Origin of the sequence: Kitasatospora sp. NPDC059722 (assembly GCF_042733235.1) — a bacterium.
Taxonomy (GTDB): Bacteria; Actinomycetota; Actinomycetes; order Streptomycetales; family Streptomycetaceae; genus Kitasatospora.
Genome location: NZ_JBHWGD010000018.1, coordinates 71,005 through 89,782 on the forward strand (window position 1 = coordinate 71,005; position 18,778 = coordinate 89,782).

Sequence of the window (18,778 nt, forward strand, 5' to 3'; positions counted from 1 at the left end):
CGTACGGAGGTGGCGATGACGCGGGCGACGGCGCGGCGGCGAGTGGTGCGGCTGCGGGGGGACGAGCGCGGGGTGCGGCCGGACGCGCTGGCGGCGGAGGAGCCGCTGGAGATCCGGGTCGGCGGCGAGCCGCTGACCGTCACCATGCGCACGCCCGGGCAGGACTTCGACCTGGTGGCGGGCTTCCTGGTCGGCGAGGGCCTGGTGCACGCCACCGAGGACCTCGCCGCCCTGCGGTACTGCGCGGGCACCGACGACGAGGGCGCCAACACGTACAACGTCGTCGACGCCACCCTGCGCGGCGCCCGTACCCTGCCGCTGTCCGCGCACCGCAACCTGCTCACCACGAGCGCCTGCGGCCTGTGCGGCCGGGACACCGTCGACGCCGTCCGCACCCACGTGCGGCACCCGGTCGCCGAGGACCGGCTCAGCATCGAGCCGTCCGCCCTCTACGCCCTCCCCGACAAGCTCCGCGCCGCCCAGCGCACCTTCGACTCCACCGGCGGCCTGCACGCCGCCGGCCTGTTCGACGCCGCGACCGGCGAGCTGCTGTGCGCCCGTGAGGACGTCGGGCGGCACAACGCCGTGGACAAGGTGGTCGGCTGGGCCCTGCGCGAGGGCCGGCTGCCGCTGACCGGGCACGTCCTGCTGGTCAGCGGGCGGGCCTCGTTCGAGCTGACCCAGAAGGCCGCGCTGGCGGGCGTCCCGCTGCTCGCGGCCGTCTCGGCGCCGTCCTCGCTCGCGGTGGACCTCGCCGAGGAACTCGGCCTGACCCTGGTGGGCTTCCTGCGCGGGGAGGGCGCGAACGTCTACACCCGGCCCGACCGGATCGCCGCGCCCTCCCCCGCCGTCACACCCTGATCTCCGCCTCGATCAGATCGACAGCCCGCGCGGTGCCACCCTCGGCCCGTCCGGCAGCCGCGAGCACCGCCAGCCGCTCGGCCACCGCCGGATCCCCGACGAGCTCCAGCAACGCACCGCGCAGCGCCTCCGCGGTGGCCTCCTCGGTGTCGATCCGGCGGGCGACACCGAGCCCCACCAGCGCGTCCGCGTTGCCGAACTGGTCGGCCGCCTGCGGCACCGCGATCATCGGCACCCCGTGGAACAGCCCCTCGCTGGAGCCGCCCATGCCCGCGTGGGTCACGAAGGCGTCCGCCTGCGAGAGCACCGACAGCTGCGGCACCCAGCGGTGCACCTCGACGGTGGCGGGCACCTCGCCCAGCTCGGCCAGGTCGGTGTGGGCGCCGACCTGGAGCACGGTGTGCCAGCCCGGCAGGTCGCCGAAGGCCTCGACGCAGGCCCGGTAGAACGCCGGCCGGTGCGTGAACGCCGAACCGAGCGAGACCAGCAGCACCTTCTCCGCCCCCTCCGGCCGGTGCCACTCGCCCTGGTGGGCGCGGTCGCCGAAACAGGGCCCGACGAACGAGACCCGCTGCTCGTCGACCCGGTCCGCGTTGGGCTGCATCGCACGGGGGATGAGCGCGACGGCCCGCGACGGGCGGTTCTTGAAGGCGTCCACGTCGCGCTCCACCGCACCGGCCTCGGCGAGCCAGCCGGCGAACCGCCGGTAGTGCTCGGCGCCGCCGGCACCCTCACGGACGGCCGCCAACGCCTCGGCCAGATCCTCCTCGAAGCCCTCCCAGTCGACCATCGAGGGCGACAGCTGCACCACCGGCACGCCCAGCCGCTCGCCGAACGCGCGCCCGGCGAAGCCCGCGATGTCGCAGAGCACCAGGTCGGGCACGTCGTCCGCGAAGACGTCCAGCAGAACCGCGTGCATCGCGAGGGCGTCGTCGAGGAACAGCTCCTGGATCGCCACCGGGTCCTCCACCCACCCCTCCGGATCATCGGCGAGCGGCAGCTTCGTCGGATACGGGACGAACCGCGCACCCGTCGACTCGACGACCTCGCGGAACGACGGATCGTTGACGTAGCTGACCCGGTGCCCCCGGGCGACCAGCCCGGAGATCACCGCCAGGCTGGGATTGACGTGCCCGTGGGCCGGCACGGACGCCATGAGGATGTGCGCGGTCATGGGAAGACACCTCCGAAGTCAACGACAGAGACGAGACGTATCGTCTCGCCACGACAAGACGATACGTCTCGTCTTGCCGTTCCGCATAGAATTTCCGGCATGACCGCCAGACCCGCCCCCGACCCCGCGCGACGCAGCGAGCGCTCCCGCGCCGCCGTGCTCGCCGCCGCCTCCGAACTCGTCGCCGAGGTCGGCTACGGCAAGCTGACCATCGAGGCGATCGCCGCCCGGGCCGGCGTCGGGAAGCAGACCATCTACCGCTGGTGGCCGTCGAAGGGCGCGGTCGTCTTCGACGCGTTCCTCGCCGACAGCGAGCACGAGGGCGGCATCGAACTCCCCGACACCGGCAACCTGCGGGCCGACCTGCGGGCCGTGCTGCGCCCGTCCTCGGACCAGCTCACGGACCCGGCCTTCGACCCGACCGCCCGCGTCCTGATCGCCGAGATCGTCACCGACCCGGCGCTGCACGGCGAGTACCGCACCCGCCTGCTGGACCCCCTCCTGGAGGTCACCCGCCGACGCTTCCGCAGCGCCCGCGAGGCCGGCCAGATCGCCCCCGACACGGACCTCGACCTCGCCGTGGAACTGTTCTACGGCCCGCTCCACTACCGCTGGATGTTCCGCCTCGGCCCGCTCACCCACGACCACGCCGACCAGCTGGTCGAAGCCGTGCTGCGGGCGCTCAGCGCCGGCCGCGGCGACTGACCAGGACCAGGATCACGACCAGCAGGACGACGAACAGCAGCACCCAGACGAAGCCGAAGCTCCGGCCGACCGTCCGGGAGACGAAACCCCGGTTCCTGCGCTTGGACTTGTGACGGGTGACCGCCACGTCGGTGACGTGGTGCCCCCCGACGGAGGCACGCGCCGGGACGGGCGCCCGGTCCCCGGACACCACAGCCGCCGTCCGCACCACCGGCACCGCCTCCGCGGGCCCGGCCACCGCCACGGCACCCCCGAACGCGACCACCCCGGCCACCGCCGCACCCACCAAGCGTCTGCCCACGGCCCCGCTTCCCCCGTCCTCGCCGCCCACCGGCCTCCGGCCCACGATGGCACCGCGCCACACCCCCGGGACACCCCCCGTCCACCAACCGGAACGGACCCAGGACGGGCCAGTCACGAAACCGACACATGCGAGGCCCCCGCACCAGCGCACCCACCCCAACCACCCCCCTTCCCCCTCCCCCCACAGGCGAGAGGGAGCGCTGCGGGAGGGGGTGGCGGAGGGGGTGGCCGCGGAGAGGGGCGTGACGGGTGATTTTCAGACTGCCAACGGTGAGAACACCCCACCCACAGGGTCGGCAGTCGGAAAATCATCCAGCCCCCGGAGCGGCCACCCCCGGAGCCACCCCCGGCGTCACCCACCCACCCGAAAGCCCACCCCGCACCCCAAGCCCCGCGCAGCGGCCCCCACCTCCACCCGCAACCGCCCCACCACATGCCGAATCAACCGATCCAAATCCGCGCAATACACAGACGGATGCCCGAACCCGTCCCCCGCATACCGATGCGCATAGAGCCCACCCCCACACACCCGGACCAACGGGCACCCCACACACACCGGCCCGAGCCCGTCCACCCCACGCTGGCGAGCCAAGAAGGCCGGATGCGCCGCAGCGTCGGCGAAGCCGTGCCGCCACACGTCCAGTCCCGTCGCCGCGGCGCCGTCGTACGCGGCCTTGAGACTGTCCGCCTGCTCGATCGTGCCGTCCGCCTCGATCACCACGAGGTCCACCGGCGCGAGCCCGACGGCCTCGCTGGCCGCGCGCCCGCCGAGCAGCAGCACGGCCAGCTCCTCGAACAGCCGCACGCCGGTCTCCCGCCGGGGGGCGTCGAACCACCGGTCGAAGGCGGCGATCAGCCATTCCCCGTACGGCGCCGCCTCCCCGCCGGCCGGGGGCGCGGACGGCAGGACGCGCCGCACGCCCGCCGGCTGGGACTGCCAGGTCGCGTGCGGCAGGAGCAGGTCGAGCCGGGGCGGGGCGAACTCCAGCAGGGCCTCGTAGGTGGCCACCGGGTCCGCCGCCAGGTCGACGACGCACAGCAATCCGGCGAACAGCGAGCGGTGTTCGGGCGAGCCGAGCAGCCGCACCGCCTCGGCGGTCCGCTCCCAGCTGCCCGCGCCGGAGGGCAGCAGCCGGTGCCGGTCGTGGTCGGCGCGCGTGCCGTCCAGTGACACCCCGACGCCGACGCGGTACCGGTGCAGGACGTCCAGGAGCGCGGGCTCGTCGAGCAGCCGGAGCCCGTTGGTCTGCAGGCTGAACCGGACCCGCGGCCCGGCTCCCGCCAACTCCCCCAACAGGTCGTCGAGATGACCGGCGCCGACGAGCAGCGGCTCCCCGCCGTGCAGCACCACGACGACCTCGTCGAGCCGGTGCTCGGCCGCGTGCTCGGCGATCCGGCGCGCGGTGCGCCGGACCACCGGCAGCTCCATCCGCCGGGGCCGGTCCCGCCAGCTCTGGTCCGCGGCCTCGTAGACGTAGCAGTAGTCGCAGGCCAGGTTGCACCGACTGTGGATCTTCAGCAGGAACTGCCGGAACGCCACCATACGGCGAGCCTAACCCCGCCCGGCCGAGCCCCTTGCCACACGGCCGATCCCCCTGCCGCACGACCATGCCCCTTGCCACACCGCCAATCCCCCTGCCGCACGACCATGCCCCTTGCCACGCCGCCAATCCCCCTGCCGCACGACCATGCCCCTTGCCGCACCGCCAATCCCCTCGACAGCAGTGGGCACCGATTCATTGACGACACGTCACACGTGCGGCGGCTCCACGTCCGAGTCGAGCCGCAGCCCCGCCTTCACCGCCACGGTCGTCGGGTGCTCCTCCCCCAGCGTCGCCCGGGCCCGGCGGATGCAGTCCGCCCGCAGCTCGGCCGCCCGCTCGGTCTGCCCCGCGGTCGCGAGCGACAGCGAGAGGTTGGAGTTGATGCCGATCGAGTCGTAGTGGTCCTGGCCGAGCGTCGCGGTCATGAGGGGCGCGGCCTCCAGTTCCAGGGCCAGCGCCTCCTGCGTCTCCCCGGCCAGCGCCAGGTCGTTCGCGTGGTTCATCATCGCGATCGGGATGTAGAGGTGGTGGTCCCCGAGGACCGTCCGGAACTGCGCCAGGGTCCGCCCGGACAACGCCTTCGCCTCCTCCAGGCGGCCGGCCAGCCGCAGGTAGACGGACAGGTTGTTGGCGCCCGCCAGGGTCACCGGGTGGTTCTCGCCCAGGTAGTCGCGGTACCGCGCGAGGGCCCGCTCGGCGAGCGGGATGGCCCGCTCGGTGAGGCCGAGGGCGTTGAGGTCGCTGGCCAGGTTGGTGGCGGCGGCGAGGGTGTCGGGGTGCTCGGGGCCGTTGATGTCCAGGTAGCGCTGGTAGATGTCCTCGTCTATCTCCAGGGCCTCGTTGTAGCGGCCGGCCCGCCGCAGGGCCACGGCGAGGTTCTTGCGGGCGCGGAGGGTGTCGGTGTGGCCGTCGCCGATGGTCTGCTGGTAGATCCGGACGGTCTCCTCCAGCAGGTCGAGGGCCTCCCGCAGGCGTCCGGTCTCGCGCAGGTCGCGCGCGTAGTTGGAGGCGGACGAGAGCGCGTAGAGGCTGTGCGCGCCGAGGGCGTCGCGCTGCTGGAGGTAGTTGCTGCGGTGGCGCTCCAACGCCGCCCGCCGGTCGCCGGCCAGGTAGTCGGAGACGGCGAGGTTGTTGGTGATCATGAGCGTGCGCGGGTGGTCGGGCCCGAGGGTGCGCCGGGCCGCGTCCAGGGTGCGGCGGTCGAGGGTGCGGGCCTCGTCGTAGCGGCCGAGGAAGCGCAGGTCGGCGCCGAGGCTGTTGGCGACGGCGAGGGTGTGCGAGTGCTCGGGGCCGAGGGTCGCGGTGAACCGGTCCAGGATGTCGCGGTCCATCTCGTACGCCTCCTGGAGGGCGCCCTGGGACCGGCGGATGTTGCTGAGCTGGGTGCGCAGCATGAGCGTCTGGGCGTCGTTGTCGACGTCGAAGCCGGGCCCGCCGTAGCCGTCCCGGCTCCAGTGTTCGAGCGTCCGCTCGGCGAGTTCCCGGCCGGACTCGTGCAGGCTGCGCTTCCACTGGTAGCGGACGGAGTCGATGATCCACTGCCGGACGTCCTCGTCGGCGCTGTCGACGGCGCCGGAGGGCCACAGGTGCGGCAGGAGTTCGGCGTACTCGGCCCAGTTGGCGGGGACGTCGGGGTCGCCGGGGTTGGCGGTGGCGAGCGCCGCGTGGACGACGCCGCGCAGTTCGGCCCGCCGTTCCTCCTCGACCTGGTCCCGGAGCACGGCCTGGACGAGCCGGTGCACGGTGATGGTCTCGCTGCCCTGGTCGGTGCGGGCGAGCCCGAACCGGTTGATGGCGCGCAGGAATTCGCCGATCGCGAGCTTGTCGCGGGGCGCGCGCGGGGGCAGCCGCAGGGCGCGGGTGACCGCGCGGCTGTAGAGCAGCCGCATCGGGATGGCGTCGGGGCCGAAGAAGGCGCAGATCTCCAGGATCTGGGCGGCCGGGGCGTTCATCCGGCGCAGTTCCTCGACCGAGATGCGCCAGGTGGCCGCGGCGGAGTGCGGGTAGTCGGCGGTGCGCAGGGCGGTGCGCTCCAGCATCTCGGTGAGCTCTTCGTCGAGCAGTTCGAGGTAGGTGGCGATCGGCATGGACGTCTCCTGCAGCCAGACGGCGGCCTGGCCGACGGCGAGCGGCAGGTCGCCGAGGCGGTGGGCGACCTGGTCGGCGTCCTCCAGGGAGAGGCCGCTGTTGAAGCGGCGCAGCAGCCGGATGCTCTCCTCGCGGAGGAAGACGTCGACCTCGACGAGGCCGGCGTGCCGGGCCCAGCCCTGGTTGCGGGAGGTGATCAGGACGTGCCCGCCGGAGGAGCCGACCGGCTGCCAGGGGGCGAGTTCCTCGGGGGTGCCGGCGTTGTCGAAGACGAGCAGCCAGCGGCGGTAGGGCTGGCCGCGGCGCAGCGCGTCGAGGACGGCGGCGGCGGTGTGCGCGACGTCGTCGCTGGTGGGCACGCCGAGCCGCGGGGCGAGTTCGGCGAGCTTCTGCGGGATGTTGGCGGGTTCCTCCGCGGGCACCCACCAGACGACGTCGTAGGCGGCCTTGAAGCGGTGGGCGTACTCGGCGGCGATCTGTGACTTCCCGGCGCCGCCGAAGCCGTACAGGACCTGGCTGAGCACGGCGCCGGGGCCGCCGGTGAAGCGGTTGCGGAGCAGTTCGAGGAGCTTGCCGCGGCCGATGAAGGAGGCGTTGCGCGAGGGCGCCTCCTGGACCTGCGGGGCGGTGCCGGGGAAGCGCGCGGGGGCGAGGAACTCGCCGCTGTCGGAGTCGGACTGGCGGGCGCTGCCGGGCGGCGGGCCGAGCTCGCCGTAGAGCTGGGACTCGGCGGCGACGGCGGAGGAGCGGACGAGGTCGGGCGCGGCCTGGCCGATGAAGGGGCGGGGCACCGGCTCGTCGGAGTCCTGCAGCCGCAGGGCGACGAGGGCCGGGGAGCCGGAGGCGAGTTCGCGGCCCTGGAGCAGTTGCCAGACCTCGGCGGCGCGGGGCAGCGCGGTGTACTCGGGCGAGAGCAGCGCGAGCAGCCGGCCCTGGCCGTCGAGCGGCCCGGCGACCTCGGGCGGGCGGCCGCCGGTGTACGGTTCGGCGGCGTTGTGCAGGGAGGACTGGTAGCCGAAGCGGGTGAGGGTGCCGGCCGCCCACTCGGCCCACATCCGGTCCTCGGGCGCGTAGCTGACGAAGACCTGCCGGGGCACGGCCCGGGCGGAGCGCAGGTAGGCGCCGTAGAGGCGGCGGCGGGTCTCGGAGCCGAGCGGGCGCAGGGTGCGGACCCTGCCGTCGGTGATCCAGCCGGCCAGCCGTTCGAAGGCGTTGAGCAGGCTGCGGGCCTCCTGCGGCCGGTCGGCGACGGTGGCGGGCACCTCCTCGTAGGCGTAGAACGGCTTGTACGGGACCTCGACGTCGGCCCAGTAGCCGGCCCGGCGTTCGGCGGGCAGCCAGCGGCCCAGGTAGGGCGCGAAGGCCTCGCGGGCGAAGTCGCGGCCGGCTTCGAGGCGCTCCTGCTCGGCGTCCTCGACCCGCATCGGCACCGGCAGGACGCGGATGGCCCGTTCCTCGGCCTCGGCGATGGCCCGGGCGGCGTCGACGCCGCCGCGGATGTTCTGGGCGCTGAAGGTGAAGCAGTCGACGACGGAGTCGGGCATCAGGACGGTGCAGATGCCGGAGGTGTCGCTGACGCCGGTGCGGCTGTCGATGAGCACGTAGTCGTACGTACGGGACCAGCGTTCGCGCAGCTCGCGCAGGAACTCGCCGCCGCGGATGTCCCGCCCGTGGTAGAAGCTGCGCCAGTTGAAGCTGGTGACGGCGGCGGCGTAGGCGGCGTTCTGCCGGCCGGCCGGGAGGAAGTCGAGCCGTCCGCCGGCCGGCAGGTCGAGGGCGAGGCCGCAGACGTAGGCGTCCAGCCGGCCCGGTTCGTCGAGCCAGGCGGCCGGGGGCAGGCCGGTCGGTCCGACGGCGGAGGGCAACGCCTGTTTGACGTAGGAGCGCAGCAGGTCGATCAGGCCCTCGGTGGAGTGGAGTTCGGGGTCGACCAGCAGCGGGTGGTAGTAGCGGTGGAGGCCGGGCGCCTCCAGGTCCCAGTCGACGACGAGGACGCGCAGGCCGCGGCTGGCGAGGATCCAGCCGACGTTGGCGAGGGCCATGGTGCGGCCGGTGCCGCCCTTGAAGGAGTAGAACGTGACGACCGATCCCGGTCCGCCGCGGGCCGGCTCTGTTCCGGGCTCAGTGATCATCGTCCTGGTCTCCCCTCAGGGGCGCTGCGTCGTCGTGGTGGTCGCGCGGGTTCGGCACGTCGGGCGGGTTGGGCCACCGCCCCGGTTCCCGTGGCGGGGTCTCCGGGGCCGGCTGCGGACCGAACGGGATGGCCAGCCCGGGGATCGCCCGTTCGCCGGTGCCGCCGGGGCCGAAGCCGAATGCGCCACCGTCATCGTCCCCCCAGTCCAGGTTGTCGTCCATGAGCTTGTTCTGAGCGACCGTCACCATGATGGTGAGGTCGGAGTCGAAGTTCTCCCGGTTCACCTTGACGCGGAAGAGGTGCTCCGGGTCGCTCCGGCGCAGCCAGTTGCGGCGGAACACGCCGCGCACGCCGGCCCAGAGCGCGTCGCGCTCCCCCTCCGGGTCGGCGCTGCCCATCGGGACCATCACGCCGGTGACGGGGTGGTTCTGGTCGTCGTACTCGCGCAGTGCGGTGCGGTAGCGGTCGTGCCCGGCCACCCAGGGGTCCACCAGCAGGACGCTGACCTGGCTGTCCTCGCGGGCCTGGTCGAGCTTCTCGCCGAGGCCCGTGCCGACCTCCTCCAGGGTGGTGGTGTGTCCGGCGGCGGTGATCACCCGCTGGGCGCGCACCGCGAGGGACGGCGTCGTGGGCGGGTGGTACGGCGCCCAGTGCCAGGGCTTGGCCCCGTACCAGCCGCCGGCGTGGGAACCGCCCTCGGCGGCGGCCTCCGAGGCCCGGCCGGCCGCGATGAACAGCCGGACCATGCCCGCGGCGGCCGTGGGCTCCACCGGCTGCGGGCCGGGGAAGTAGCCGCGCACCGCGTTGAGGTCGAAGTCGGCGAGCTCGGTGAGGCGGCGCGCGGCCGCGTCGCGGACGCGCTCGGCGACGACCTTGACGACCTGCCGGTAGGCGTCGCCCTGCGGCCCGGTGCGCAGCAGCGCGCGCAGGCCGTACCGCGCGTAGGCCTCGCCCATGTCCGGCTGGGCCCACTGGATCTTGGTGACCTCCGCGGCCAACTCGCCCGGGACGACCGGTTCCCAGAGCACCGGGACCAGCGCCGGGATGAGCTCGCCGGTGTCCTCGTGGTGGCGCCGGACGCGGCCGCGGAAGGCGGTCCACTCCTTGCCGCAGTAGAGGCTGGCGAAGTAGGCGGGCGAGTAGAGCGCGACCATCGTGCGGCTGCGGCCCAGCATGGTGGCGAGCTGCTCGGCCCAGTCGTCGCCGACGCGCAGCTGCTCGGTGTCGCGGTACGCCAGCTCCTCGGCCCGCGCGGCGGGTTCGATGCGCCCGAGCTCGTCTCTCAGATCGTTGAAGAACTGGTCGACGAAGGCGTCCTCCGCCTCGAAGTCCACACGGGCGTAGCTGAAGAAGAAGTAAGGCTGCAGCACTCTGTCCCCCGAGGCCCGACGGTGTCGCGACGGCGCTGGTTTCATACCCAGCATGTCGTGAACTCCACCGGCCGCGCCGGGAAGTTGGCGAACTCGGAGGCTCCGGGGGGTTTAACCGGTGGTGGGGCGCACGCCCCGGCAGGCCCCGCTACCGCCCTCGCTACCGGCCGAGCGCCGACTGGAACGCCGCGAGCGGTTCCGCGCCGGGGGTCAGCGCGTCCGCGACCACCCGGCGCAGCAGGTCGCCGAGGACGGTGTCGGGCAGCGCGTCGAGTTCGTCGAGCGGCAGGGCGGCGACGTCGACCAGGTCAGAGCCGAGTCCAGCGGCGGTTTCCGCACCGGTGACGCCCATCAGTCCCTCACTCGATCGTGTCGGCACGGCGGGCTGGTGCCCCGGTGGGATCCGACCCAGGTCCGCGCGGGCAGAATGCTACTACGCCGCACCTTGATCATGACGGACCGTCAGGTGAACTGTGCCGCCGCGCCCCCGCCCCGCCGTCAGGGGCAGAGGCGTTCGACGCGCCAGCCGGTGGGGGCGGCGGGGTCGGCGAGGTAGCGGAGGCGGTCGTGGAGGCGGTTCTCGCGGCCCTGCCAGAACTCGACGCTCTCCGGGACCACCCGGTAGCCGCCCCAGAACGGCGGGACGGGCACGCCCTCGCCCTCGGGGTAGCGGCGTTCCAGTTCGGCGTAGCGCCGTTCGAGGACCTCGCGGCCGGCGACCGGGCTGGACTGCTCGCTGGCCCAGGCGCCGAGCTGGGAGCCGTGCGGGCGGGTGCGGAAGTAGGCGGCGGTCTCGTCCCGGCCGACCTTCTCGACCCGACCCTGGACGATGACCTGGCGGGCCAGCGCGATCCACGGGAAGAGCAGGGCCGCGTGCGGGTTCGCCGAGAGCTCCGAGCCCTTGGTGGAGCCGTAGTTGGTATAGAAAACGAAGCCGCGCGCGTCGTAGCCCTTGAGCAGGACGGTGCGCGAGTTGGGCCGCCCCTGGGCGTCGGCGGTGGAGAGCACCATGGCGTTGGGCTCGATCACGCCGGCGTCGTCCGCCTCGTGGAACCAGCGGGTGAACTGGCCGAGCGGGTCGGGCGCGAGCTGCTCCTCGACCAGGCCCTCGTGGGTGTAGTGCTTGCGCATCACCGTGAGGTCCGGACCGGGCCGGGCCTCGTCGGCCAGGTTCCGGGTGGCGGGGCTCAGGGGCGTCGACTGGGCGCGTTCCGGGGTCTGCACGCCAACATCATCCCGTACGACAAGCAACCGGCACCGCTACCTCGAGACAAACCCCGGTGGGAGATAAGGTGACTCGCCACCGCTTGGCCGCCCGTCGTACGGCGAATTGTCCGGAACACGGCTTTCGGTTCCGGAGATTTCCCGGGCACGACCGACCCTCGGCGGAAAAGTCAAGCGGGCCCGCGGGAAACATCACCACGGTGGTGTATGGCGCAATGCACCCCGTGCCTGCCACTCTGGCACCGAGTGCCAACCACCATTCGGTCACTGGCGTGCCCGCCCCACCACGGCGGAGCGCCGATCGCAGAACTGAAGGAGCCGTCGCATGTCCGACTTCGTACCCGGGCTTGAGGGAGTCGTCGCGTTCGAGAGCGAGATCGCGGAGCCCGACCGCGAGGGCGGCGCCCTCCGATACCGCGGTGTGGACATCGACGACCTGGTCGGCAAGGTCTCCTTCGGCCACGTGTGGGGCCTGCTGGTGGACGGCAAGTTCAACCCCGGCCTGCCGGCCGCCGAGCCCTTCCCGATCCCGGTGCACTCCGGCGACATCCGGGTCGACGTCCAGTCCGCGCTCGCCATGCTCGCCCCGGTCTGGGGCCTCAAGCCGCTGCTCGACATCTCCGCCGAGCAGGCCCGCGACGACCTCGCCCGCGCCGCCGTCATGGCCCTGTCCTACGTCGCCCAGTCGGCCCGCGGCCAGGGCCTGCCGATGGTCCCGCAGAGCGAGATCGACAAGGCCGAGACGGTCGTCGAGCGGTTCATGATCCGCTGGCGCGGCGAGCCGGACCCGAAGCACGTCAAGGCCGTCGACGCGTACTGGACCTCGGCCGCCGAGCACGGCATGAACGCCTCCACCTTCACCGCCCGCGTCATCGCCTCCACCGGCGCCGACGTCGCCGCCGCGCTGTCCGGCGCGGTCGGCGCGATGTCCGGCCCGCTGCACGGCGGTGCGCCCTCCCGCGTGCTCGGCATGATCGAGGAGATCGAGCGCACCGGCGACGCGGTCACGTGGGTCAAGAACGCGCTGGACAAGGGCGAGCGCCTGATGGGCTTCGGCCACCGCGTCTACCGCGCCGAGGACCCGCGCGCCCGCGTGCTGCGCCGCACCGCCAAGGAGCTCGGCGCGCCGCGCTTCGAGGTCGCCGAGGCGCTGGAGAAGGCCGCGCTGGAGGAGTTGCACAACCGCCGCCCGGACCGCGTCCTCGCCACCAACGTCGAGTTCTGGGCCGCCATCATGCTGGACTTCGCCGAGGTCCCGGCGCACATGTTCACCTCGATGTTCACGTGCGCGCGCACGGCCGGCTGGTCGGCGCACATCCTGGAGCAGAAGCGCACGGGCCGGCTCGTGCGCCCCTCCGCGCGCTACATCGGCCCCGGCGCGCGTCGCCCCGAGGAGATCGAGGGCTGGGACGCCATCGTCCACTGACGTCAGGCGGACGCCCCCGGCGTCCCCCTGACGCACCGTCCCTGACCAGCGGGTCCGGCCCCGGCCGGACCCGCTTCGGCTTGTCCGGGAGCAGTCGAGATCACAGTCTCAGGACGCGGACGACCGTATCCCCGCCCGTGCCCCGGCCGGTAGGCTGCGGCGCGTGGCTCAGATCCAGATCCCCGCTGACATCAAGCCCGCAGACGGCCGTTTCGGCTGCGGACCGTCCAAGGTGCGCCCCGAGGCCCTGAGTGCCCTCGCCGCCACCCAGACCTCCCTGCTCGGCACCTCCCACCGCCAGGCCCCGGTGAAGAACCTGGTCAAGCGCGTGCGCGAGGGCGTGAGCAGCCTGTTCTCGCTGCCCGAGGGCTACGAGGTGGTGCTCGGCAACGGCGGCTCCACCGCCTTCTGGGACATCGCCGCCTTCGGCCTGGTGCGGGAGAAGTCCCAGCACCTGGACTTCGGCGAGTTCTCCTCGAAGTTCGCCTCCTCGGTCAAGGCCGCGCCGTGGCTGGGCGAGCCGAGCGTGATCAAGACCGCCCCGGGCACCCACCCGCTGCCGGTCGCCGAGGCCGGCGTGGACGTCTACGGCCTCACCCACAACGAGACCTCGACCGGTGTCGCGATGCCGATCGCGCGCCCGGCGGGCGCGGACGAGGGCTCGCTGGTGCTGGTGGACGCCACCTCGGGCGCCGGCGGCCTGCCGGTGGACATCACCGAGACCGACGTCTACTACTTCGCCCCGCAGAAGTCCTTCGCCTCCGAGGGCGGCCTGTGGCTGGCCACCTTCTCCCCGGCCGCCCTGGAGCGCGCCGCCGAGATCGCCGCCTCCGGCCGCTACATCCCGCCGTTCTTCTCGCTGCCGACGGCCATCGACAACTCGTCGAAGGACCAGACGTACAACACCCCGTCGCTCTCCACGCTGTTCCTGCTGGCCGACCAGCTGGAGTGGCTGAACGGCAACGGCGGGCTCGACTGGGCCGTCGCCCGTACGGCTGATTCCTCGTCCCGGCTGTACGGCTGGGCCGAGAAGTCGTCCTACGCGACCCCGTTCGTCGCCAACCCGGCCGAGCGCTCGCAGGTGGTCGGCACGATCGACTTCGACGAGTCGGTGGACGCCGCCGCGGTCGCCAAGGCACTGCGTGCCAACGGCATCGTGGACACCGAGCCGTACCGCAAGCTCGGCCGCAACCAGCTGCGCATCGCGATGTTCCCGGCGATCGACCCGGCGGACGTCGAGGCGCTCACGCAGTGCATCGACTACGTGGTCGAGGCGCTCTAACACCCGGCACACCGACGACGAGAGGGGGCGCCGCCCCCCCCCGGCCCGCCCCGCCCGCGCGGCGCCCGGGCGGGCCCGCCCGGTGGCCGCGCGGGGCGGGGGGCGCCGCGGGCGCCCCGCGCCCGCGCCCCCGCGGCGGGGCCGCCCGCGCGGGGGGCGGGGCCCCCCTCACGAGGTTGGCGCGGGGCTGCTGCCGGAGTGTTGCGGGGGTGCCGCCGGAGTGCCGCCGGACTGCCCCCGGCGGGAGGCCCGCCGGGGCGCCGCTACCGGTTGACCAGCGAGCCGACCAGGACGACGACCAGCAGGAGCACCAGGGTGCCGGTCACGATGCGCATGCGAGTCTTGGGATCCACGGTCAACGAGCGTACCTCCGGCTCACCCCCGGCTAGACGCCGAGTCCGGCCCCGCCGGTGGCGTCGATGTTCTGGCCGGTGACCCACCGGGAGTCGGCGGAGGCCAGGAAGGCCACGATGTCGGCGATGTCCGACACCTCGGCGACCCGCTTGAGCACCGACTGCCCGGCCGTCCGCTCCCGCGCCGCCGGGTCCTCCAGCCACGGGTTGACGTCGGTCGGGACGACGCCGGGCCGCACCGCGTTCACGGTGATCCCGCGCGGCCCGAGCTCCTCGGCCAGGGCCAGGGTGAAGGTCTCCAGCGCGCCCTTGGTCATCGCGTAGGCGATGGCCGACGGGAAGGCCACCCGGGTCACGGCGGACGAGACGTTGACGATCCGCCCGCCGTCCCGCAGGCGCTCCAGGCCGCGCTGGACGACGAAGAACGGCGCCTTGGCGTTCACCGCGAACACCTCGTCGTAGCCCGCCTCGGCCAGCTCGTGGACCCTCCCGAACAGGCCCATGCCCGCGTTGTTGACCAGGACGTCCAGCCCCTCGGCTCCCCCGCCGTGGCCGGCCCCGTGCTCGGCGCCGTACGCCGCCAGCCCCTGGTCGAAGGCCGCCCACAGCGCGTCGGCGTCGCCGGGCACGCCCAGCTCGGCGCCGATGGCGAAGGCCCGTCCGCCCGCCGCCTCGATCGTCCGCACGACCTCCTCGGCGGCCTTCCCGTTGCGGCCGTAGTGCACGGCGACCAGCGCGCCGTCCCGGCCGAGCCGCTCGGCGATGCCCCGCCCGATGCCCCGGCTGCCACCCGTCACCAGTGCCGTCTTCCCTGCCAGCGCGCCCATGGCCACGCCCCCTCACTCCGGTCGACTCCTGCAGCGATCTGTTTCTGTAGTGATCGCTAATGAATGGAACCGTAGCACGGCTTCTGTAGCGCTCGATATAAAATCTGGCCATGACCAGCACGACGCGCGGGCGCCCCCGCTCCTTCGACCGCGAGGCCGCCCTCGAACAGGCCCTGCGGCTCTTCTGGGAGCGCGGCTACGAGGCCACCTCGGTCGCCGACCTCACCGCCGCCATGGGCATCCGCCCGCCGAGCCTGTACGCGGCCTTCGGCGACAAGCGGACGCTCTTCGCCGAGGTCGTGGCCCGCTACCAGGAGACGTACGGCATCCACACGGCGCGCGCCTTCGCGGAGGAGCCGACCACCAGGGCCGGCGTCGACCGGATGCTGCGCGAAGCCGCCGCCGTGCTCACCGACCCGGCCCACCCCTGGGGCTGCCTGCTGGTCGGCTCGACGGTCAACTGCACCTCGCCCGACGTCGTGCAGGCCGTCCGCGAGCAACGCGAGGCCAACGTGCGCGACCTGGAGTCCCGGATCCGCGCCGACGTCGCCGCCGGCCTGGAGCCGGCCGGCACCGACCCGGCCGCGCTGGCGCAGTTCATCGCGACCGTCGTCCACGGCATGACGCTGCGCGCCCGCGACGGCGCGAGCCGGGCGGAGCTGGAGCAGGTCGCGGCCGTCGCGATGCGCGCCTGGCCGTGATCAGTCGACCGCCCAGCGCGCCAACGGCCAGGCGCGGACGGTCTCGTAGTGCGCGAAGCCGCCGTCCAGGTCGCTCTTCATCAGGCGCAGTTCGGCGGCCTCCCACTCCGGCCCCCGGTAGTCGGCCAGCGCGGCGGCCAGTCCCTCCAGCTCGGCCGCCGCGACCCGCTGGACGGCCCTCCGGTGCCCGCGCGACGAACCGGCCCGGGCGAGCGTGAGGTGCGGATGGAAGGCGAACGCGTCCACCTCGCCGGTGACGTCCGCGGTGGCCTCGTTCACGGCCTCGGCGAGCCTGCGCAGCGCCCAGGCCTGCCCCTCGACCCCCGCCCAGAGCACCCGGTCGCCGAACCGGCCCGCACCCGCGAGCCGCAGCCGGTGCGCCGGGTGGGCCTCGGCGACGGCGGCCAGGGCCGTCTCCAGCTCCGGCAACCGGTCCTCCGGCACCTGCCCGAGGAAGGCCAGCGTCAGGTGCCAGCCGTCGACCGTGGTCCAGCGCAGCCGGTCCGCCCCGGGCAGCCCGCGCACCGGCGCCACCGCGTCGGAGAGCCCCTGCAACGCCTCGACCGGCGGGAGCACCGCCACGAACAATCTCATGGTCTTATCTTCCGCCCTTCCGCCGAGCCGTCGTCTGCACTAGAACTTTCTCCATGAAGATCCGCAACGGGGGCCCCGAAGACGTGCCCGACCTGCTCGCCCTGCTCGACGACGCCGTGGCCTGGCTGGCCGGCCAGGGCCGCACCGGCCAGTGGGGCGACCAGCCCTTCTCCACCCTCCCGGCCCGGGTGGAGCACGTCGAGAAGTACGGCCGCGAGCCGTTCCTGATGCGCCTGGCCGTGGACGACGAGGGCCGCACCGTCGGCGCGTGCGTCCTGTCCGAGGAGCGGGGGCAGTACATCCCCGCCGTGGACGAGCGCGAGCTGTACGTCCGCAACCTGGTGACCGACCGTACGCGCAAGGGCTCGGGCATCGGCGCCGCGCTGATCGCCGACGCGCTCGACGAGACCCGCCGGCGCGGCATCGGCCTGCTCCGGGTGGACTGCTACGGCGGCAACGACCGCAAGCTCGTCGGCCAGTACCGGGCCCTCGGCTTCACCGAGACCGAGTCCTTCGAGGTCGAGCAGCCGAACGGCGTGTGGGTCGGCCAGGTCCTGGAGATCCGGCTCTAGGGACAGCGTCCGGGTACACCTCAGGCCTCGGGGGCGTCGCCGCACCCGAGGCCTGACGATTCGTCAGCAGGCCGGAGCCAGCTGGGACTTGGACGTGGCACGGGTCCGCGGCACGACGGCCACCACCCGGCCGCCGCGGCCCGGGTGCAGGTCGAAGCGCACCTTCAGGTCCGCGCTGCGGGCGAGCACCAGGCCCACCGCACCGGCCGCCAGCGCGGACACCAGCCCGCAGGCCAGCAACCCGAGCCGGGGCCCGTACGAGGCGGTGACCCAGCCCACGATCGGCGCGCCGATCGGCGTGCCGCCGGTGAAGACCAGCACCAGCAGGCCCATCACCCGGCCCCGCATCTCGGGGTCGGTGGCCAGCTGCAGCATCGAGTTGACCGAGGTGTTGAAGCTCAGCCCGAACACCCCGATCAGCGTCAGCAGCGCCGCGAAGGTCCAGTAGTCGGGCGCGAACGCGGCCACGACCTCCAGCGCGCCGAAGCCCAGCGCCGCCGCCACCAGCCGGCGCAGGCGCGGCGCGCCCCGGCGGGCCGCGAGCAGCGCTCCGGCCAGCGAACCGACCGCCATCGCGGTGTTCAGCAGGCCGTACTGCCCGGCGCCCACCTTGAAGGTGTCGTGCGCGAAACCGGCCAGCAGCGTCGGGAAGTTGAAGCCGAAGGTGCCGATGAACCCGGCGAGCACCATCGGCCAGAGCAGCTCGGGCCGCTCCTTCACGTACCGCAGCCCCTCGCGCAGCTGCCCCTTCTCGCGGGCGATCGGCTCGGTCGGGCGCAGCTCGCTCTCCCGCATCGCGAGCAGTCCGCCGATCACGGCGGCGAAGGACAGCGCGTTGACGGCGAACGCCCAGCCGCTGCCGACCGCGGCGATCAGCAGGCCCGCGACGGCGGGGCCGACCAGGCGCGCGGTCTGGAAGTTGGCGGCGTTGAGGCTGACCGCGTTGGCGAGGTCCTTCGGGCCGACCATCTCGGACACGAAGGCCTGCCGGGTGGGGTTGTCCACCACGGTGACCAGGCCGAGGAGCAGGGCGAACGCGTACACGTAGTACGGCGTCACGATGCCGCCGACGGTCATCACGGCGAGGCCCGCGGCGAGCAGGCCCATCGCGCCCTGGGTGTAGATCAGCAGCCGGCGCTTGGGCATCCGGTCGGCGAGGACGCCGCCGAACAGGCCCAGCAGCAGCATCGGCAGGAACTGCATCGCGGTGGTGATGCCGACGGCGAGCGGGCTGCCGGTGAGGCTGAGCACCAGCCAGTCCTGGGCGATCCGCTGCATCCAGGTACCGGTGTTGGACACCACCTGGCCGGCGAAGTAGTAGCGGTAGTTGCGAACGCGCAGTGAGGAGAACATCCCCCGGGGCCGCGTGAAGGTGGCACCGGTCGGGGATGCGGCCGCGTGGCTGCGGCCAGGAGCGGCGGGGTCGTCCGCCGCGGTGCGTTCGTCGGGGTCGTCGTCGCCGTTGCCCGGCAGCCCCGTGGGGGCGGGTGCCTGGCTGTCGGCGGCCGCGGCGGTGGCCGCGGCGGGGTCGGTGGTCGGCTCGTCGGTACGGATGGCGGCGGCGGCTGCGGCCGGCGGTGTCACGGTGTTCTCCCCTCGCGGCGCGACGGCCCGTACAAC

General features: G+C 73.5%; 16 protein-coding genes. 6 read left to right on the forward strand and 10 right to left on the reverse strand.

Annotated features, from left to right (window positions below; all coding sequences use genetic code 11):
• Nucleotides 1-15: 15 nt before the first annotated feature.
• Nucleotides 16-861, forward strand: a complete 846-nt coding sequence (fdhD, locus tag ACFV4F_RS14780; RefSeq protein WP_380497240.1) for a formate dehydrogenase accessory sulfurtransferase FdhD — start codon at nucleotides 16-18, stop codon at nucleotides 859-861.
• On the opposite strand, the gene ACFV4F_RS14785 is transcribed toward fdhD, so the two are convergent.
• Nucleotides 851-2,035 carry a macrolide family glycosyltransferase gene (locus ACFV4F_RS14785; protein ID WP_380502525.1) on the reverse strand — a complete coding sequence of 395 codons (1,185 nt, stop codon included), beginning with the start codon at nucleotides 2,033-2,035 and terminating at the stop codon, nucleotides 851-853. The genes fdhD and ACFV4F_RS14785 overlap by 11 nt on opposite strands.
• Before the next feature lie 99 nt (nucleotides 2,036-2,134).
• Between ACFV4F_RS14785 and ACFV4F_RS14790 the strand changes: the two genes are divergently transcribed.
• Nucleotides 2,135-2,740: a TetR/AcrR family transcriptional regulator gene (locus tag ACFV4F_RS14790; protein WP_380502528.1), complete on the forward strand. Its 606-nt coding sequence runs from the start codon at nucleotides 2,135-2,137 to the stop codon at nucleotides 2,738-2,740.
• Here the strand turns inward: ACFV4F_RS14790 and ACFV4F_RS14795 are convergent.
• The 6 genes from ACFV4F_RS14795 to pdxH all read right to left on the reverse strand — a co-directional run bounded on the left by ACFV4F_RS14795 (nucleotide 2,718) and on the right by pdxH (nucleotide 11,310).
• Nucleotides 2,718-3,041: a hypothetical protein gene (locus ACFV4F_RS14795; protein WP_380442117.1), complete on the reverse strand. Its 324-nt coding sequence runs from the start codon at nucleotides 3,039-3,041 to the stop codon at nucleotides 2,718-2,720. The two genes, ACFV4F_RS14790 and ACFV4F_RS14795, sit on opposite strands and share 23 nt — an antisense overlap.
• A gap of 354 nt (nucleotides 3,042-3,395) precedes the next feature.
• Nucleotides 3,396-4,586, reverse strand: a complete 1,191-nt coding sequence (locus tag ACFV4F_RS14800; RefSeq protein WP_380502531.1) for an FxsB family cyclophane-forming radical SAM/SPASM peptide maturase — start codon at nucleotides 4,584-4,586, stop codon at nucleotides 3,396-3,398.
• A gap of 207 nt (nucleotides 4,587-4,793) precedes the next feature.
• Complete coding sequence (gene fxsT / locus ACFV4F_RS14805; RefSeq protein WP_380435560.1) at nucleotides 4,794-8,807, reverse strand: FxSxx-COOH system tetratricopeptide repeat protein; 4,014 nt, start codon at nucleotides 8,805-8,807, stop codon at nucleotides 4,794-4,796.
• Nucleotides 8,797-10,179, reverse strand: coding sequence for a TIR-like protein FxsC (locus ACFV4F_RS14810; protein WP_380435558.1), 1,383 nt, complete (start codon nucleotides 10,177-10,179; stop codon nucleotides 8,797-8,799). Before ACFV4F_RS14810 ends, fxsT begins: the two co-directional genes overlap by 11 nt.
• Before the next feature lie 160 nt (nucleotides 10,180-10,339).
• Complete coding sequence (fxsA, locus tag ACFV4F_RS14815; RefSeq protein WP_359967709.1) at nucleotides 10,340-10,531, reverse strand: FxSxx-COOH cyclophane-containing RiPP peptide; 192 nt, start codon at nucleotides 10,529-10,531, stop codon at nucleotides 10,340-10,342.
• Nucleotides 10,532-10,677: 146 nt separating this feature from the next.
• Complete coding sequence (gene pdxH / locus ACFV4F_RS14820; protein ID WP_380435760.1) at nucleotides 10,678-11,310, reverse strand: pyridoxamine 5'-phosphate oxidase; 633 nt, start codon at nucleotides 11,308-11,310, stop codon at nucleotides 10,678-10,680.
• 418 nt (nucleotides 11,311-11,728) lie between these two features.
• Between pdxH and ACFV4F_RS14825 the strand changes: the two genes are divergently transcribed.
• A complete protein-coding gene (locus ACFV4F_RS14825; protein ID WP_380435555.1) occupies nucleotides 11,729-12,829 on the forward strand; it encodes a citrate synthase 2 in 1,101 nt (366 codons plus the stop codon).
• A 163-nt stretch (nucleotides 12,830-12,992) separates the two neighbouring features.
• Entirely contained in the window at nucleotides 12,993-14,111 is a 1,119-nt protein-coding gene (gene serC / locus ACFV4F_RS14830; protein WP_380435553.1) for a phosphoserine transaminase, read from the forward strand.
• 385 nt (nucleotides 14,112-14,496) lie between these two features.
• Here serC and ACFV4F_RS14835 read toward each other — a convergent pair whose 3' ends face one another.
• Complete coding sequence (locus ACFV4F_RS14835; RefSeq protein ID WP_380435551.1) at nucleotides 14,497-15,291, reverse strand: SDR family oxidoreductase; 795 nt, start codon at nucleotides 15,289-15,291, stop codon at nucleotides 14,497-14,499.
• A 110-nt stretch (nucleotides 15,292-15,401) separates the two neighbouring features.
• On the opposite strand from ACFV4F_RS14835, the gene ACFV4F_RS14840 reads away from it, so the two are divergent.
• Nucleotides 15,402-15,992 (forward strand): TetR/AcrR family transcriptional regulator, encoded by a 591-nt coding sequence (locus tag ACFV4F_RS14840; protein WP_380498372.1) that lies wholly within the window; start codon nucleotides 15,402-15,404, stop codon nucleotides 15,990-15,992.
• Here the strand turns inward: ACFV4F_RS14840 and thpR are convergent, their stop codons facing one another.
• Entirely contained in the window at nucleotides 15,993-16,586 is a 594-nt protein-coding gene (gene thpR, locus ACFV4F_RS14845) for an RNA 2',3'-cyclic phosphodiesterase (RefSeq protein ID WP_380502535.1), read from the reverse strand.
• A 53-nt stretch (nucleotides 16,587-16,639) separates the two neighbouring features.
• On the opposite strand from thpR, the gene ACFV4F_RS14850 reads away from it, so the two are divergent.
• Nucleotides 16,640-17,158 (forward strand): GNAT family N-acetyltransferase, encoded by a 519-nt coding sequence (locus tag ACFV4F_RS14850; RefSeq protein WP_380502538.1) that lies wholly within the window; start codon nucleotides 16,640-16,642, stop codon nucleotides 17,156-17,158.
• A 63-nt stretch (nucleotides 17,159-17,221) separates the two neighbouring features.
• Here the strand turns inward: ACFV4F_RS14850 and ACFV4F_RS14855 are convergent.
• Nucleotides 17,222-18,778, reverse strand: a 1,557-nt coding sequence (locus tag ACFV4F_RS14855; protein WP_380502541.1) for an MFS transporter, incomplete at its 5' end; no start/stop codon positions are given.

Excerpts from the sequence above, each read along its gene's own strand:
- pdxH (WP_380435760.1), bottom strand. The coding sequence starts at position 11,310 with ATGCGCAAGCACTACACCCACGAGGGCCTGGTCGAGGAGCAGCTCGCG.
- ACFV4F_RS14850 (WP_380502538.1), top strand. The coding sequence starts at position 16,640 with ATGAAGATCCGCAACGGGGGCCCCGAAGACGTGCCCGACCTGCTCGCC.
- fdhD (WP_380497240.1), top strand. The coding sequence starts at position 16 with ATGACGCGGGCGACGGCGCGGCGGCGAGTGGTGCGGCTGCGGGGGGAC.
- ACFV4F_RS14825 (WP_380435555.1), top strand. The coding sequence starts at position 11,729 with ATGTCCGACTTCGTACCCGGGCTTGAGGGAGTCGTCGCGTTCGAGAGC.
- ACFV4F_RS14790 (WP_380502528.1), top strand. The coding sequence starts at position 2,135 with ATGACCGCCAGACCCGCCCCCGACCCCGCGCGACGCAGCGAGCGCTCC.
- fxsA (WP_359967709.1), bottom strand. The coding sequence starts at position 10,531 with ATGGGCGTCACCGGTGCGGAAACCGCCGCTGGACTCGGCTCTGACCTG.
- ACFV4F_RS14785 (WP_380502525.1), bottom strand. The coding sequence starts at position 2,035 with ATGACCGCGCACATCCTCATGGCGTCCGTGCCGGCCCACGGGCACGTC.
- ACFV4F_RS14835 (WP_380435551.1), bottom strand. The coding sequence starts at position 15,291 with ATGGGCGCGCTGGCAGGGAAGACGGCACTGGTGACGGGTGGCAGCCGG.
- ACFV4F_RS14840 (WP_380498372.1), top strand. The coding sequence starts at position 15,402 with ATGACCAGCACGACGCGCGGGCGCCCCCGCTCCTTCGACCGCGAGGCC.
- fxsT (WP_380435560.1), bottom strand. The coding sequence starts at position 8,807 with ATGATCACTGAGCCCGGAACAGAGCCGGCCCGCGGCGGACCGGGATCG.
- ACFV4F_RS14800 (WP_380502531.1), bottom strand. The coding sequence starts at position 4,586 with ATGGTGGCGTTCCGGCAGTTCCTGCTGAAGATCCACAGTCGGTGCAAC.
- thpR (WP_380502535.1), bottom strand. The coding sequence starts at position 16,586 with ATGAGATTGTTCGTGGCGGTGCTCCCGCCGGTCGAGGCGTTGCAGGGG.